The following is a 16,175-nucleotide window of genomic DNA, read 5'->3' as shown; positions in this document are numbered from 1 at the left end:
CATTCACTGTATCTTAAAAGTTGCATTGAAAAAACGTTCTAGACGATAGAAAAAAGTATTAAACTATTAAAAAATGAACACTTGAATACAACCTTAAACATTCGGGTGTTATTAATATGGGTCAATATACTTCTGTATAGCCCCTGTTTAAAAGGAGATGTGTGAATGAAGTTGAATCATTTGAATTTATGTGTTGATGATTTATTAGAAGCGAGACATTTCTTTGAAACTTTTTTTGATTTTCAATTTTTGGAGCAAAAAGGAAAGGCACTTGTAGTGATGAGCGATGAGAGTGGATTTATACTTGTATTAAGTGATCCAAAAGCATTCAAGGGGAATAAGGACGTTACGTATCCAGAAGCTTTTCATATTGGTTTTTTAGTGGAAACTACAAATGAAGTTGATAAATCATATAATCGTTTAGTAGCTGGGGGCATTGAAATAGACAAGGCACCTTATGTGATGAGAGGTAGTAGTTATGGTTTTTATTTTACAATGTTTAATGGATTGTTAATTGAAGTATCGTGCCTTGACTATAAAGATGGTAAGAAAGTTCGATAGCAATAAGAGAAATTGTTTTGAAGATGTGAATATAGCCCCTTATCCAGTTTGGAAAGGGGCTTGAGCATTTTATTTGTATGATAAGTGAACATCAAAATGTTTATAAACTAGAGGGTATTCCTCTTAAACTAAATATTATAGATTTGAAATAAAGTTTCATAACAAAGTCTATTTTGCAAAGGAATTGCTTATGCATAAAATAGCAATAATGTTTCTTAATGCAAAAAATCTAGAGAATCAAGCAGGTTTCCCATATGGTACAGTACAAAACTATTATAAGTAGTACAGTGATATAAATAGGAGGTTACTACTATGACATCTGTATTTAAAGATATGGCGTTCCATCTAAGAACGGAACGACTCGACCTGAATATGTGGGAGGAATCGGATGCAGTCTGGCTTAGAGAACTAATTGGTGAACGTGGAGTGGAAATGCCAACCGTTGAATCTGTTCGTAACGATCTTATTGAGAAGCGCAAGAAAGCAACCGAAAATGGCATATCCCTTCTCACGATTCGTAGACGAGACGAAGGCGATTTCATCGGATACTGTGGCTTAATTATCGGTCGTTCCACGCTTGAAGAGCCGGAGATTGCATATGAGTTGTTCCGCAGTGCTCATCGCATGGGTTATGCGACAGAGGCGGCATCAGCAGTACTGGAGGCTGCGATTGCTACTGGTCGCAAAAGACTTTGGTCAACTGTAGGTGCTTGGAATACGGCGTCCTTCCGGGTATTAGAAAAGATAGGATTTAAGCGGCATCACAGTACGTTTGGTGAACGAGGTGAGATTGTTTGGAACGTACGCGATCTGTAGAAATCGGATTAGATTCGGAACAATTAAAAATGTAAAAGAAAGCCCATATGTTAGATATGGGCTTTTCCTTATAGTAAATATTGATTTTGTATATATTTAAGTGTAATAGTCTATCTATTATCTTAGTTTTTTACATCATCATATAATTCCAGCGCCTCTTTCACATTCAATCCGTTCTTCACAATACCATGTATTGCTTGAATCATTGCAGCTGGATGTTCAGATTGCCATATGTTTCGGCCCATATCTACGCCAATTGCACCTTCTTGCAGTGCATTGTACGTAATGTTTAATGCGTCTTCGATTGAATCTAGTTTCGGTCCACCGGCGATGACGACTGGGGCAGGGCATGTGCTCGTTATTTTTTCGAATCCTTCGCAGTAGTACGTTTTAATAATGTCAGCACCCATTTCAACACATACGCGGGAAGCGAGTGCGAGGAAGCGTGCCTCTCGTTTTTGTAGTTCTTTTGCGACCGCGGTAATGCCGAGAACTGGTAATCCGTAATCATGAGCTTCTGAAACTACGTTTGCGAGATTTGAAACCGTTTGTGTTTCATAGTCTGATCCAACAAAGACAGAAACGCCGACGCCAATTGCGTTTTGTTTTACTGCTTCTTTCACAGGTGTAACAATAGTTTCGTTCGCTAAATCTTTACCGACGACAGTAGCTCCGCCAGATACACGCATAACCATCGGTGTGCTGCAGTTTTCAGGAATACAAGAGCTAAGTACACCTCGCGTTAAAAAAAGGGAATCTGTATAAGGAAGTAAGTTTTTAACTGTTTCTAATGGTTGTTCTAGTCCGTGAATCGGTCCTAAAAAATAGCCATGGTCGATCGCTAACATAACCGCTCTTCCATCAGGTAAAATTGTATTTAATCGATTTTTAAATCCCCAAGTCATTCGAAATCACTCCTTCGTTAAAGTTGGATTTTCTGTTTGTACAGTATCTTTATTTGGTAAATGTGGTGACTTTATAAAAACAGCTTTAAAAGGTTTGTCAGAATGGTTAATAAGATAATGAGATTCATGAGGACGAACTTGTAAGACATCACCTTGTTTAATTGGAACTCTTTCATTATTTACATAGAAGTCTATTTCTCCTTCTAATGCATAAAAGACTTCCTCGCATGTTGTATGGTAATGATTTTGAAACTCTTGCCCAGGCTGAATGACAACAAGGCCAAGATCAATATTTGGACCTTGTATTAAATATTTCGGCCCGTTATCACCGAAGCGATAGGAGAAATCATTTTCATTCGCTTTTCGCATACATTTCACTCCTTTATGTAATGTGTTACAGTGCACCTGGTGCGATCCACATATGTGATGTAAGTCCTATATCAGCTAAAGTGAGCTGACTGTCATACACAGTTTTCCAAGTTTCATAGAACGCCTTATATAGTTCGTGATTTTCAGTAACTGGTTCGAATGTGTTTTCCCACTGTACAAACTGTTCGGCAGTCTCTCCTATAGATGAATATATGCCAACACCAACACCAGCAGCAATCGCAGTTCCTAAAGCAGCTGCTTCTTTCACAACAGGTACTTTAACAGGAATTCCGAGTACGTCTGAAAGAATTTGTGGCCAAAGTTTTCCTTTAGCGGCGCCGCCAGCAAAAATAACTTCAGAAGGGAACGTACCAGTTAGATTTTCTATTAACTTTAAGTTACCAAGTGTAACGAAGGCGGCATTTTCTTCGATAGCGCGGAACATTTCTTTTTTTCCACATTTGTCAGCATCTAAGCTTAAATTTAAAAAAGAAGGTGCGGCATGACGCCAAGAAATGTAGTTCATGACGTTTGAAAAAGTAGGGATAATGCCATGTGAACCGACCGGTACGTCTTTCGCTTGTTCTTCTAACAATTCATAAGCATCTACACCGAGTTTTTCTGCAAGTTTCTTTTCTTCTTGGCAAAAGGCATCTCGAAACCAGCGCATAACGAGACCTGGGAAAAAGGCAATCGTTTCATATTGCCATAGGTTTGGAACGACGTGGCAATTTACGCGAATCGCAGCATGCGGATCTGTTATTGGTTTAGTAATATTCACTTCTTGTTGCCAAAAGCTGCCCCCGCATATTAATGTTTGATTAGGCTTCACGACTCCAGTTCCGAGTGATGCCATTTGAGCATCTCCGCCCCCGGCGATTACAGGAATTCCTTCGCGTAAACCAGTTAATGCTGCACACTCTTTTGTAACATTACCAATCACGGTGCCAGCTTCATTTACTTTTGGTGAAAACGGTAAAGTTATCCCGCACTCTTTAGCGACATCGTTATCCCAAGTTCTATTGTGTAAATCAAAAATTCCGGACGTACAACCGTTTGAAGGGTCGATTTGCAGTACGCCGCTTAATTTATATAAAATCCAATCATTTAACATCGTAAAAGAATGAATATTGCTATAGACTTCGGATTCATGTTTTTTAATCCAAAGTAGGCGAGGTAAAGCACCTAATGAAAAAGTTTGACCAGACTTTGTATATAAATCTTTTTCAAGATGTGACCGAATTTCTTTTAGTTCACTAACTTCAGCGGATGCGCGCCCATCAACATTTGCACAAGCCCATATTTCTTGCCCATCTTTATCATATAAAACAAAACCTTCTCGCATACTAGTAGCGCTAATAGCTTGAATAGAAGAAGGAGAGGTATTACTTTTTTGTAGAACTTCTTTCGTGCACTGTTGTACTAGCTCCCAGTTTTCAATTACATCAAAATTCATAGAGCCTGGGTAAAGAGGATCGGTTTTATGAACCCATTCTTTTTGACAGACCGCAATTTGATTACCGAGTAAATCAAAAAGTACAGCTCGAATACTTCCCGTACCAGCATCAAAAGCTAATAAAGTAGACATTTACAATCACCATCCTTTCGTAATAAGGAGAGGGCTGTTTCCTCATCTGTAATTAATGTATGAATGAACTTTCCTTTTAAGGCACCATAAATTGCATCTATCTTTTCTGTACCTCCAGCCACACCAATGACATGTTTCATATTGCGAAGAATAGAGAGCGGCGTACCAATAAGACGATTGTGATGTGGAAGCTCCAATAAATCGCCATTCGTATTATAAAACTGTCCTAAAATATCGCCAGTACCGTTTTGGCTACGAATATATGTCATTTCACGTAGTGTTAATTTTTCTTCTCTCACAATGGTAGCATCTTGAGATAACCCTCCAATACCGACAACTGCCGTTTGTGCAAGTGAAGCGACATGAAGCATATCTTTCACACTCGGTTCTGATAAAATACTTTTTGCCATTTCAGTAGTAGATGCAAGAAAAGGAGTGGGGATAATATGAAGATCACCTTGCATGTAATGTAAATAATTTTGTTTTCTTGGGAGGTAGTGGTTGACTCCGCCTGTTAGCGTTACGATTGAAAGATTAATAGAACTTTCAAAATGAATGTTTTCTAGCATTTTGCTAATCGTTTCTCCCCAGCCAATACCGAGTAAATCGCCTTGCTGGAGCTGAGTCTCTAAATATTGTGCAGCAGCTTTTCCGAGAGAAGTGGCATAATTGTCTATTGGAGTAGGGATAATGAAAGCATCTTTTAGGTTGAATTTTTTCATTAGGTCACGCTCAATGCTCAAACAGTGTAAACCAGTCCCTTTTACGTGAAAAGTAACGATTCCTTCACTGCGCGCCTTATCTAATAACCGAACCACTTTATTTCTTGAAATGTGAAGAAGTGAAGCGATTTCTTGTTGTGTTAATTGATCTTTATAATAGTACCAAGCGACTTTTGTTAACAAATTTTCTTCAAAGTTCAGCTGTGGCATACTCTTCATCCCTTTCAACAATTGACCAATGCTTAAACATATGTGCCACATATTTTGTTTATTCCAGTTGAAACGATGAAACGTCTGGTGAAAAAAGTGTTCTAGATATGAAAAAAGGAATATACAATGCTACAAAACAAGTAGAACAAATAATCATTTTCTCAAAAAATGTTCTGCATAAAGTGAAACTGTAATTAGTGGGGGGGGTTATTCATTCCACTGATTTTCAGCCCGCACCAATCGGGCATGAACGGGTAGTAAATAGCGGGATAAAGGCAGGTGACATCATGTGGAGAACATACCCTTATTACAAGTAAAGAAAATGAGTAAGGCGTTTTCAAATCAACTTGTGCTAAAAGAAGTGAACTTACAAGTAGAGCGTGGAGATATATACGCTTTAGTTGGGGGAAATGGTGCTGGAAAATCAACATTAATGAAAATATTGACGGGGTTATATTCGTATGATAGTGGAGAAATGTATGTAAAAGGAAAGAGGCAACAATTTTCAAATCCGTCAGAAGCACATCGAGAACGTATGTATTTAATACCACAAGAACCACTCATTTTTCCGCATATGACTATTGAAGAAAATATATGTATTGGGCTAAACAGAAAGAAAAAGGAACTGAAAGTAAAGATTCAGCAATTAATGGACAGTTTAGGTTGGGATATTGCCCTTTATGAGCTAGGAGCATCGTTATCCATTGCGCAGCAACAATTAGTAGAAATCGTTAGGGGATTAATACGAGAAGCCGAGATTCTTATTTTAGATGAGCCAACATCGACATTAACAACTCACGAAATGAAGAGTCTTTTTGTGTTGATGAAAAGTTTACAAGAAAAAGGAATTGGGATGATATACATTACGCATCGTTTTCCAGAAATCTTTGAAATTGCTAATAAAGTAGCGATATTACGTGATGGAATGATTATAAGCCAAGGGGATGTATGTGACTATACTTATGACATGCTGATGGAGGGACTATTGCCAAAAGGATATAAACAGGAAGAAAAAAGAGAAGTAGTTCAAGAGATAGAAAGGACGAAAAAAATATTAGAAGTAACGAATGTAACTGGCCACGCATTTTCAAATATATCATTCGCTGTACACGCTGGAGAAATTGTAGGTATTGCTGGCATCGTTGGATCAGGTAGAACTGAATTAGCAGAAGCGATATTTGGATTGAAATCTATAAAAACAGGGTCTATTTTATTAGAAGGAAAATCTATTGATACATTTTCTTTGCATAAAAGGCTAGGCGAAGGACTCGTTTATGTGCCAGAGGATAGAGCGAGGAATGGGATTTTCTCAATCGCATCTGTTACAGAAAATATTACAGCAGCATGTTTACAGCAAAATAATCGTTTTTTTATTAGCCGAGAAAAAGAAAGCGCTTTAGCGAAGTCGTATATAGACCAGTTTCGAATTGTTGTGCCAAACATGAATGAAGAACTGGCATCTTTATCAGGAGGTAATCAGCAAAAAGTCGTGCTTGCGAAATATTTAGCATGTAACCCAAAAATTATTATTCTCGATGAACCGACGCGCGGAATTGATGCAAAAGCAAGACTTGAAGTGTATGAGGCGATAGAAAAAATGAAAGGGGAAGGACTCGCCATATTAATGATCTCTTCAGATATTGAGGAAATTGTCCAATTTTCTAACCGTGTATATGTAATGCGAAATGGTCAATTTGTTTCTCATTTAGAGAAAGAACAAATGAGTGTAGGTGAAGTTACACGTCTTGCATATGGGGGTGTAACGGAATGAAACGCATGTATAAAATGCACGAAACGTCTATCATACTGTTACTACTTATGTATATAGCCATTGTCGGAATGATAAATCCTAGTTTTGTTCAGTTTAACTCGTTATCTTTAATGATGAAATCAAGCGTTATTTTAGTCGTTCTAGCAATTGGCCAATCTTTCGTCTTATTTACGAAAAATATAGACGTATCAGTTGGCTCGATTATGGGATTAAGCGCAGCGGTTTGCGGAATGTTGTTAACGAACGGGTATAGTGCATTCTTTTCAATTGTTGCTACTATGATACTTGGCACTATTATCGGTTTCTTAAACGGGATTGGCGTTGCGAAGTTTCGGGTACCAGCCATTATTATGACATTAGGCATGCTAGGAATTATTAGAGGTGCAATGTTAATCTTCACAGGCGGGAAGTGGATTGAAGATATTCCAAACGTTTTTAAGCAGCTGTCATCTATCGTCATACTTGGTCTACCGATAACTGTATGGATTGTTCTTATTATTTTACTACTACTCTATTTCTTTTTAATGAAAGTGCCGTACGGAAGATACTTTTATGCGGTAGGTGATAATGAAAATGGTGCAAGACTCATTGGGATACCTGTTAATAAAGTGAAGATAAATGCGTTTATTATATCGAGCTTAAGTGCGGCACTTGCTGGTTGCATTTTTGTTATGAATATCGGGTTCGTTCCAAATCAAACAGGTACAGGAATAGAACTACAGGTTATCGCAGCTGCTGTGCTAGGAGGAATTCATTTAAAAGGGGGAACAGGTTCTATATTTGGGGCCGCATTAGGTGCATTATTTTTAGAAGCAATAAGCAGTTCACTCGTCTTTTTAAAAATACCAGCATTTTGGAATAATGCTATTTCAGGATTTTTACTATTACTTATTATTATATTAGATAGTGTAATGAAAAAGTGGAGAGCAGAAAGGAGGATGAATATATGAAGCATGTTTACAGATGGGAAGGTGTTCTAATCGTATTCCTTCTTATAGAATTCATTCTCTTTAGTTTTCTAAATAGTGATTTCTTCAACGTTAGTAATCTCCTTTTTAGTACAAATGATTTCCTATTTATCGCAATCGCGGCGATACCAATGACTTTCGTTATTGTAACAGGAGGAATTGATGTATCGGTCGGCTCAATAATGGGGCTCACTTCGATTTTGATTGGTGTACTTTGGATGAGCGGAATACCTATTTTGTTTGCTGTCATAATCGCCCTAATAATAAGTTGCTTAGCAGGCGCTTTAAACGGAATCATTATAAAAATGACAGGTGTAGAACCACTTGTCGTTACACTCGGAACGATGTTTTTATACGGAGGAATTGCACTCGTCATTTCAGGAGGTGCGGGCGCTTCTGGATACGAAGGAATAAGTGGTTTACCTGATGCGTATGTGCAACTGGCAAATGGTAGTTTAGTAGGAATACCTAATCTATTATGGATCCTAATCGTATTAACTGTTTTATGCACTGTATTGTTTCATCGTACCATATATGGGCGCCACGTAAAATTAACAGGCGCAAACGAAAATGCAGCGAAATACACCGGAATCAAAACGGAGAAAGTAGTCATCATCGCTTATATAATTTCTGGGTTAGGAGGTGGATTAGGGGGAGCTTTCTTAACTGCATATTTTGGTTCCGCACGTGCTGATATGGGAAGTGAAACAATTTTACCGATCATTACAGCAGTCGTATTAGGCGGGACACTTATTACAGGGGGAAAAGGAAGTATTATCGGTACTGTACTAGCGAGTGTATTTATAGGACTAATGCAGTATGGCTTGCAAATGACAGGCTTAACTAATGAACAATCCAATGTAGTGATTGGTATTATCCTTATTCTTTCAGTTATTATGAGACATTTCAAAGTACATCCATTCTTAGCGGGAAAAAGAAGAAATTTGCATAAGGGGGAAATTTCATGAAGAGAAAACTGGGGATTGTTATTATTGTATGTATTTGTTTAATCGGTTTAATTGCTTGCTCTAGTCAAACAGCAGATAAGAAAAAGGCTGATGATGTAAAATTTGCATTCATCCCGAAATTAACTGGAGTTGGTTTCTTCACATCAGGTGGTGAAGGCGCGAAAGAGATGGGGGATAAGCTAGGTGTACAAGTAAAATATGATGGACCGTCTGAAGCGAGTGTATCAGGACAAGTAAAATATATAAACAATTTTATTAACCAAAACTATGATGCACTAATGGTTTCTTCTACGTCGGTGGACGGCCTATCACAATCACTGCAACGTGCTAAGAAAAAAGGGATGACAGTGTTAACGTGGGATTCTGATGTGAATCCGAAAGATCGTTCTTTTTATATAAGTCAAGGAACACCAGATCAACTTGCTAATGTATTGATTGAAATGACTTCAAAGCAAATTGGAGATAAAGGAAAAGTAGCATTCTTTTATTCAAGTCCAACTGTAACGGATCAAAACCAATGGGTAACGAAGGCGAAAGAAATAATTAAAAAGAAATATCCGAACTGGGAAATTGTAACGACTCAGTATGGTGAAAATAATGCGCAAAAGTCTTTGTCAGTAGGGGAGAACATATTAAAAACGTATCCTGATATAAACGCAGTCATTTGTCCAGATGCAACAGCACTTCCAGCAATGGCACAAGCAGCAGAAAATTTAAAAATGGATAAAAAAGTAGTTGTAACTGGATTTTCTACGCCGAACGTTATGCGTGATTATGTAAAACGAGGAACAGTACAACAATTTGGATTATGGGATGTAAAACAGCAAGGGGCTCTCGCAACATATGTAGCAAATGAAATTGTTGTGAAAGGGAAGAAGTTAAAAGTAGGGGATAGCTTCGAAGTAAAAGGTATCGGAAAAGTGAAAGTAGAGCCTAACTCCATACAAGGATATGACTATGAGGCAGAAGGAAACGGAATTATCGTATTACCAGAGCGAGTTGTCTTTACGAAAGATAATATTGATAAGTATAATTTTTAATGAAGAAAAAACGTCCGAATATATCGGACGTTTTTATTATGTCATTTTGTGAATGTATTCATTAATTATGAACAGTTTCTTTTTCGTTTAATCCAAGTGTACGTCCAGTTGAAGTGTGTAAATCTTGGAATAGTCTTGGATTTTCAGTAAGAGAAATGCCATAAGAAGGAATCATTTCTTTTATTTTTTCTTCCCATCCTAATATACGATCAGGGAAACATTTTTCTAATACTTCAAGCATGACGTGAACGGCAGTAGAAGCACCTGGTGAAGCACCTAGTAATGCAGCGATTGATCCGTCAGCTGCACTTACAACTTCTGTACCGAATTGAAGTGTGCCTTTACCGCCAGCATCAGTATCTTTAATTACTTGTACACGTTGCCCAGCAACTACAATATCCCAATCTTCACTTTTTGCGTTCGGAATGAATTCGCGTAATTCTTCCATACGTTTTTCATGTGATAACATAACTTGTTGAATTAAGTATTTTGTTAGTCCCATTTCTTTTACACCAGCAGCTAACATCGTTAAGACGTTATTCGGTTTTACAGAACCGATTAAGTCAAGATTTGAACCAGTTTTTAAGAATTTAGGTGAGAACCCTGCGAACGGTCCGAACAATAAAGCTTTTTTATTATCTATATATCTCGTATCCAGATGAGGTACAGACATTGGCGGAGCACCAACTTTAGCTTTACCGTATACTTTTGCATGATGTTGCTCAATGACTTTTTGATTTTTACATACCATAAATAGTCCACTTACTGGGAATCCACCGATATGTTTTGATTCAGGAATACCTGTCTTTTGTAGTAGAGGTAGGCTACCGCCACCGCCACCGATAAAGACAAATTTTGCAGTATGATGCTCAATTTTACCACTATTCATATCGTGTACTTTTACTTCCCACAAACCATTTTTCGTGCGTTTAATATTTTCGACACTATGTTTGTAGTTTAGCTCGACATTTTTCGTTTGTAAGTAATCAAACAACATACGTGTTAATGCACCGAAGTTAACATCTGTTCCAGAGTCAATCTTCGTTGCAGCCATCGGTTCATTAGATGTACGACCTTCCATAATGAGAGGAAGCCATTTTTTTAATGTTTCAGGAGCATCAGAAAACTCCATTCCTTGAAACAGTGGATTTTTTGAAAGCGCTTCAAAACGATTTTTTAGAAACTCTACATTTTTTTCCCCTTCTACTAAACTCATATGAGGAAGTGGCATAATAAAATCTTGTGGATTACGAATTAATTTGCTTTTTACAAGATATGCCCAAAATTGTCTTGAAAGCTGGAATTGCTCATTCACTTTTACAGCCTTACTAATATCTATAGATCCGTCAGATTTTTCGGAAGTATAGTTCAGTTCGCATAGCGCAGAATGCCCTGTACCTGCATTATTCCATTCGTTAGAGCTTTCTTCCCCGGCACTTGCGAGTTTTTCAAAAACTTTAATTTCCCATTCAGGTGCTAATTCTTTTAGTAATGAGCCTAACGTTGCACTCATAATTCCTGCACCAATTAAGATAACGTCTGTTTTTTGCTGCATGTTGCTCATGATAATCTCTCCATCCCCTATATTGGCAAAAAAGAGTAGGTGTTTTCTATGTCTAAGCCGTAAAAGAGAAACACCGCCTAGGCCCCACCTAGGTGTATACCTTTTTTGTCTCAATTATATAACCATCTCATACTCTATTATAATAATTAATAGACTAAAATATCTAGTGTTATCTGATAATTTTAAACTATTTAACGTTTTATTTGCCAAAATTCTTATTTAACAAGCACTTTTCAGTTAATGAATAGAAAAAAATTACAGTTTGAAATTATCTCGAAAAAGCTTACGTATCCTTAAGTGACTAAATCGAGTACCTTTTTATGGGGTTTTTCTCTCGGTAATGGTAAGATTATTCTGAAAAAAAAGGAGGGACTTTAATGCGTACAAAAGAGCAAATTTCAAACTTATTTCGAAACTTTTCAATAAAGGAATGTAAAGGGTCAAGTGATTTATATGAATATTTATCAATGAAAATTGCTGAAGATGAGGAAGTACTTACACTATCGTCCTATGCTCAGGTAGGTCAACCAGTCCCAAACTTATTATTAGGTGCAGTACATTATTTATTGCTTGCAGGGAAAGAACATCATTTAAAAACGTATTATAGTAGTTTAGTTGAAAATGCCGAAACAAATTTAGATAAAGCTTTTGATTATTTTAAAGGTTTCTGTAAAGAATACCGAGAAGAAATCATTACTTTGTTACAAACAAAACTCGTTCAAACAAATGAAGTAAGGAGGTGTGCATACTTATACCCAAGTTTCTGTTACATATTTAACAAAGTGAATAAACCAGTAGCATTAATTGAAATTGGGACAAGCTCTGGATTACAATTGTTCTGGGACCAATACCGTTATTCGTACGGAACGGATGAAATGTACGGAAATGTAAATTCAAATGTGCATGTAACTTCTGAAATAAGAGGGGAGAATGTGCCGCGTTTTCTAAAACAAAGTCCGCCTGTCGTAGAAAGAATCGGGCTTGATTTACATGTGAATGATTTACATAATGAGGAAAATTATTTATGGCTACGTGCACTCATTTGGCCAGAACATAAAGAAAGGCTTGAAATGTTTGACCAAGCAGCGACGCTTGTAAAAGAAAAATCAGTGCAATTAATTGAAGGGGACGGTGTAGCGCTTCTTCCGGCCATTGTAAATCAAATAAGGGAAGATGCTGTTATTTGTATTTTCCATACACATGTGGCAAACCAAATACCTGAGAATGTAAAACATACGCTAGAAAAACAAATGAAAGAAATTGGTGCAAAACGTGATGTATTCCACCTATATAACAACATGTGGGATCGTGATCTTCATATTGATTATTATATTAACGGAAACGAATATCGTGAAACTGTTGGGGAAACGGAAGGGCATGGGAGATGGTTTAGTTGGAAGCTTGGGGATGAGTCGCTTTGTTAATGTAATTCTATAGGAAGGGGACCTTTTGTTTTAGAATTTAAATTATCTGATTAATATGATAATACTTTATGATAAGTTGTATATAAAGATAAGATAAAAAGGATGATAAGCATGCAAAAGAGACCAGACGCAAATGAATATAATCCGTATTATTCAACGTACATAAATTTAATACCAAATGGAGATATCATACGTATTCTAGAGCAACAAATGAAGGAAACAAATCTTTTATTGAAAGATATTTCTGATAGTGAGGGACATTTTCGATATGCTCCTAATAAATGGAGTATAAAAGAAGTAATCGGTCATATTGTGGATACTGAACGTATTATGGCATATCGATTGCTTTCCATAGCAAGAGGCGAGACAGCAGAACTTCCTGGATATAACGATGATATGTATGTTCTTAGAGCAGCTTTTGATAAGCAATCTATGCAAGATCTTCTTGAGAATTTAATAGTTGTTCGCCAATCTACTGTGCATTTGCTTAAAAGTTTAGATAAAGAAGCCTGGTTACAAAGGGGAATCGCGAACAATTCTGAAGTCACGGTTCTTGCATTAGCAAACATTATCGCTGGTCATGAGCTTCATCATCGTCAAATTATAAAAGAACGTTATTTGGGTTCTAATGCATATCCAGCATGTTAAAATAAAAAAATAGTAGTACCTGCAAAAGAAGGAAGAAATGCATACCAAGTGTATATAAACGATAGTATGTTGTCTAAAAAAGAGCTTGAGAAAGTTTTACTTTCGGTGGTGGAATAGTGCGTGGTATGTAGAGACTAAATGAAAAACGGTGAAAGTAATAACTGATTCGTTTTTTATACTCATAATATTATTATGTAAACAAATTTAACGGATGTACATTTGTTAAATGATTCAATATTTTTGATTTTTCTATGGCTGTATCAGTATGATGTTCTTAGGGGGATCATATGTGTAAATACAAAAGGGTCATAGCGATTTCAGGAAGTATTAGGGAAGGGTCATCCAACACAAACGTATTAAAAACTTTAGCAGCATTTATTCCAGAAGGTATAGATTACACTATTTATAATGGGATAGGGGAACTACCTCATTTTAATCCGGATGTAGATCGAGTTGGAGCACCGATTGTTGTTGAAAAATTTCGAAAGACATTAAGTGAGGCACATGCACTTATTATTTGTACACCAGAGTACGCAAAAAGTATTCCAGGAGTTTTGAAGAATGCATTAGAATGGCTTGTTTCATCAGCGGAACTTTATAAAAAGCCAGTTGCTATTATAACAGCTTCACCGTCGATTGCTGGAGGGGATAAAGCTCATGAATCATTATTACTTACGCTAGGTATGCTAGATACAATTGTCGTTCAAAATGGTTCGCTATTAATCTCATCAGCGCGCACTAAATTTAGTAATGATGCAAAGGTAACAGATGAGGATACAAAGGAAGCTCTTATCTCTTTAGTTCAAAGTGTAGTAGACGAGATAAAGAAATAATGATTTAGTTCGTATTAAAGTGAAAATGGACTTTTATAATAATAAAAGATAAAAGCAATGCTACGGTTAGTTCAAATGTAGCACTGCTTTTTTATATAGTTAAATATATGTACTCAAAATCTCCCCAGGCAATCCATCAATCTCGCAAACTTTTTCAGATGTAAAACCGAAGTTTAATAATATTTTACGAGAGGGGATATTATTCGGATCAATAATTGCTTTTAATACGTTTACTTCTGTTTGCTTCGCTATATGCATTAATTCCTTTGCAATCGCACTACCATATCTCTTTCCCCAGTATCCTGGCAAAATCATATAACCAATTTCAGCCTCTTTTTCATTTTCCTCACTGAGTGTAACGTGTCCAAGGCCGATATATTCATTTGTAATAGAGTCATACACTTTATAGGAGCCAAATAGCCGATGCTTTTCGTTGCGCTTTAACAATTTTTCAAAGTCATTTTGTGCCTCATCTAACGGAATGGCACGCTCGGTAATTTGCGCCATCACTTCTTCATTTGATACGAGTTGGAAATATTGATTGAAATCTGTTGCTCCATATTTAGTAAAATATAGCTTTTGCATAATATTCCTCCAAACCAATTTTTATTTGTTCTTCAGAAAAGAAAAAGTAAGCTAAATCGTAATTTCAATTTGATTACCTTCCGGATCGCCTATCACACTTTCGTAATATCCATCTCCAGTGAAACGAGGTCCACTTAATAAAGGGTAACCATCATCTTGTAATGTTGTAGTAAATGTATTTACACGTTCTTCACTACCGACAGAAAAAGCCATATGTGCATAGCCAGTTATATGAAGGTTAGGCTGGTTTTCTATACCTTTTTTACGCATTAGTTCGATCCTTGCTCCAGATTCGAACGTAATAAAATAAGATTCAAATTGTTTCGCTTCATTATGATATAAAGAGTTTGATTTACCGTTAAAGTATTTTATATAAAAATCACGCATTAATTCTAAATCATTTACCCAAATTGCGATATGTTCAATTTTCATAGGTTCCACCAATCCTATCTGTACTAATTAGGCTTTCACTGTATAAAAACTGTATTTATATTACAAGGGATTTGATTTGGCAAAAAAGATAATTTTTAATTTTTAGTTGTGTCCGTACATACAATGTGTAATTAAGTGAATGACTTACATAGGAATTACAGAAAAGGGTGAATGAGGCTTATGAGTCAATTTGAGCAAATGATGTACGTTGGTGTCATTATGTCTATTGTACTTTCCGTAATGATATTGGGGTCTGTATATTATAATCCTCGTCTATCATTAAATGATTATCCGAAAGATATTCAAAAGGTAGTTCTTCCGAAATCAATTCATGAAAAAAAGCAAACGATTTACTTTAATATTGCATACAATATAATTCTTTTCGGTACTCCTTTCGTTTCTACATATATACTACATCAACAAGAAAAATTATTGTATATTGAAGCTTATTTACATACTTTAGGCATTTTAATGATCTTCAATTTAGTAGATTTAATTATAATTGATTGGCTTATTTTTTGCTGGATTACTCCGAGGTTTGTTGTTATTCCTTGTACGGATGGGATGAAGGGATATAAAGATTACATGTTCCATTTAAGAGGGGCTATAGTCGGTACTTCATTTTTAGCAATTGTAAGTTTATTTCTGGCAGGAATTGCAACGACTATTTAGTAAAAAGAAAAAGGATTAGAAACGTTTATATAAGATAAAGAGATTGATAATTTATAGAATTAAAAATGAGAATTTGATACTATTGGAGTAAAGGGTTTT

At 36.3% G+C, this 16,175-nt stretch carries 17 protein-coding genes; 10 read left to right on the top strand and 7 right to left on the bottom strand.

Going from position 1 to position 16,175, the window contains the following annotated elements; genetic code table 11:
* Nucleotides 1–165: 165 nt before the first annotated feature.
* Nucleotides 166–561 (top strand): VOC family protein, encoded by a 396-nt coding sequence (locus BTOYO_RS01315; protein ID WP_000773071.1) that lies wholly within the window; start codon nucleotides 166–168, stop codon nucleotides 559–561.
* 312 nt (nucleotides 562–873) lie between these two features.
* Nucleotides 874–1,377, top strand: a complete 504-nt coding sequence (locus tag BTOYO_RS01310) for a GNAT family N-acetyltransferase (RefSeq protein WP_000204930.1) — start codon at nucleotides 874–876, stop codon at nucleotides 1,375–1,377.
* 122 nt (nucleotides 1,378–1,499) lie between these two features.
* Here the strand turns inward: BTOYO_RS01310 and lsrF are convergent, their stop codons facing one another.
* The 4 genes from lsrF to BTOYO_RS01290 are packed head-to-tail and all read right to left on the bottom strand — an operon-like array spanning nucleotide 1,500 to nucleotide 5,189.
* Nucleotides 1,500–2,282, bottom strand: coding sequence for a 3-hydroxy-5-phosphonooxypentane-2,4-dione thiolase (gene lsrF / locus BTOYO_RS01305; RefSeq protein ID WP_000219772.1), 783 nt, complete (start codon nucleotides 2,280–2,282; stop codon nucleotides 1,500–1,502).
* 6 nt (nucleotides 2,283–2,288) lie between these two features.
* Nucleotides 2,289–2,651 (bottom strand): cupin domain-containing protein, encoded by a 363-nt coding sequence (locus BTOYO_RS01300; protein WP_001224016.1) that lies wholly within the window; start codon nucleotides 2,649–2,651, stop codon nucleotides 2,289–2,291.
* A gap of 25 nt (nucleotides 2,652–2,676) precedes the next feature.
* Entirely contained in the window at nucleotides 2,677–4,239 is a 1,563-nt protein-coding gene (lsrK, locus tag BTOYO_RS01295; protein WP_000105706.1) for an autoinducer-2 kinase, read from the bottom strand.
* Nucleotides 4,224–5,189, bottom strand: a complete 966-nt coding sequence (locus BTOYO_RS01290) for a sugar-binding transcriptional regulator (RefSeq protein WP_002038949.1) — start codon at nucleotides 5,187–5,189, stop codon at nucleotides 4,224–4,226. The genes lsrK and BTOYO_RS01290 overlap by 16 nt, the downstream gene beginning before the upstream one ends.
* 271 nt (nucleotides 5,190–5,460) lie before the next feature.
* On the opposite strand from BTOYO_RS01290, the gene BTOYO_RS01285 reads away from it, so the two are divergent.
* From BTOYO_RS01285 to lsrB, 4 genes are read left to right on the top strand one after another with little or no spacing between them, the layout of a single operon-like run.
* On the top strand, nucleotides 5,461–6,942 hold the full coding sequence (locus BTOYO_RS01285; RefSeq protein WP_000427976.1) for a sugar ABC transporter ATP-binding protein: 1,482 nt from the start codon (nucleotides 5,461–5,463) through the stop codon (nucleotides 6,940–6,942).
* On the top strand, nucleotides 6,939–7,892 hold the full coding sequence (locus BTOYO_RS01280; RefSeq protein WP_000827682.1) for an ABC transporter permease subunit: 954 nt from the start codon (nucleotides 6,939–6,941) through the stop codon (nucleotides 7,890–7,892). The genes BTOYO_RS01285 and BTOYO_RS01280 overlap by 4 nt, the downstream gene beginning before the upstream one ends.
* Nucleotides 7,889–8,878, top strand: coding sequence for an ABC transporter permease (locus BTOYO_RS01275; protein ID WP_000683485.1), 990 nt, complete (start codon nucleotides 7,889–7,891; stop codon nucleotides 8,876–8,878). The genes BTOYO_RS01280 and BTOYO_RS01275 overlap by 4 nt, the downstream gene beginning before the upstream one ends.
* Nucleotides 8,875–9,918 (top strand): autoinducer 2 ABC transporter substrate-binding protein LsrB, encoded by a 1,044-nt coding sequence (gene lsrB / locus BTOYO_RS01270; RefSeq protein ID WP_000823645.1) that lies wholly within the window; start codon nucleotides 8,875–8,877, stop codon nucleotides 9,916–9,918. Before BTOYO_RS01275 ends, lsrB begins: the two co-directional genes overlap by 4 nt.
* Nucleotides 9,919–9,979: 61 nt before the next feature.
* Here lsrB and BTOYO_RS01265 read toward each other — a convergent pair whose 3' ends face one another.
* Complete coding sequence (locus tag BTOYO_RS01265; RefSeq protein ID WP_000069153.1) at nucleotides 9,980–11,482, bottom strand: malate:quinone oxidoreductase; 1,503 nt, start codon at nucleotides 11,480–11,482, stop codon at nucleotides 9,980–9,982.
* Between the two features lie 377 nt (nucleotides 11,483–11,859).
* On the opposite strand from BTOYO_RS01265, the gene BTOYO_RS01260 reads away from it, so the two are divergent.
* The 3 genes from BTOYO_RS01260 (at nucleotide 11,860) to BTOYO_RS01250 (ending at nucleotide 14,387) form a co-directional block, all read left to right on the top strand.
* The gene (locus tag BTOYO_RS01260) at nucleotides 11,860–12,906 is read left to right on the top strand and encodes a DUF2332 domain-containing protein (RefSeq protein ID WP_001259294.1); all 1,047 of its coding nucleotides are present in this window, start codon (nucleotides 11,860–11,862) and stop codon (nucleotides 12,904–12,906) included.
* 111 nt (nucleotides 12,907–13,017) lie between these two features.
* Complete coding sequence (locus BTOYO_RS01255) at nucleotides 13,018–13,554, top strand: DinB family protein (protein WP_001172119.1); 537 nt, start codon at nucleotides 13,018–13,020, stop codon at nucleotides 13,552–13,554.
* Nucleotides 13,555–13,841: 287 nt separating this feature from the next.
* Entirely contained in the window at nucleotides 13,842–14,387 is a 546-nt protein-coding gene (locus BTOYO_RS01250; RefSeq protein WP_000335421.1) for an NADPH-dependent FMN reductase, read from the top strand.
* Nucleotides 14,388–14,486: 99 nt separating this feature from the next.
* On the opposite strand, the gene BTOYO_RS01245 is transcribed toward BTOYO_RS01250, so the two are convergent.
* Together BTOYO_RS01245 and BTOYO_RS01240 are read right to left on the bottom strand one after the other, a co-directional pair.
* A complete protein-coding gene (locus BTOYO_RS01245) occupies nucleotides 14,487–14,972 on the bottom strand; it encodes a GNAT family N-acetyltransferase (RefSeq protein ID WP_001171007.1) in 486 nt (161 codons plus the stop codon).
* 51 nt (nucleotides 14,973–15,023) lie between these two features.
* Nucleotides 15,024–15,404, bottom strand: a complete 381-nt coding sequence (locus BTOYO_RS01240; protein WP_000687538.1) for a VOC family protein — start codon at nucleotides 15,402–15,404, stop codon at nucleotides 15,024–15,026.
* 180 nt (nucleotides 15,405–15,584) lie between these two features.
* Between BTOYO_RS01240 and BTOYO_RS01235 the strand changes: the two genes are divergently transcribed.
* A complete protein-coding gene (locus BTOYO_RS01235) occupies nucleotides 15,585–16,076 on the top strand; it encodes a hypothetical protein (RefSeq protein WP_000077243.1) in 492 nt (163 codons plus the stop codon).
* The last annotated feature ends 99 nt before the right edge of the window (nucleotides 16,077–16,175 follow it).

Origin of the sequence: Bacillus toyonensis BCT-7112 (genome assembly GCF_000496285.1) — a bacterium.
GTDB classification, from domain to species: Bacteria; Bacillota; Bacilli; order Bacillales; family Bacillaceae_G; genus Bacillus_A; species Bacillus_A toyonensis.
This window is presented reverse-complemented; position numbering and strand designations above follow the sequence as displayed.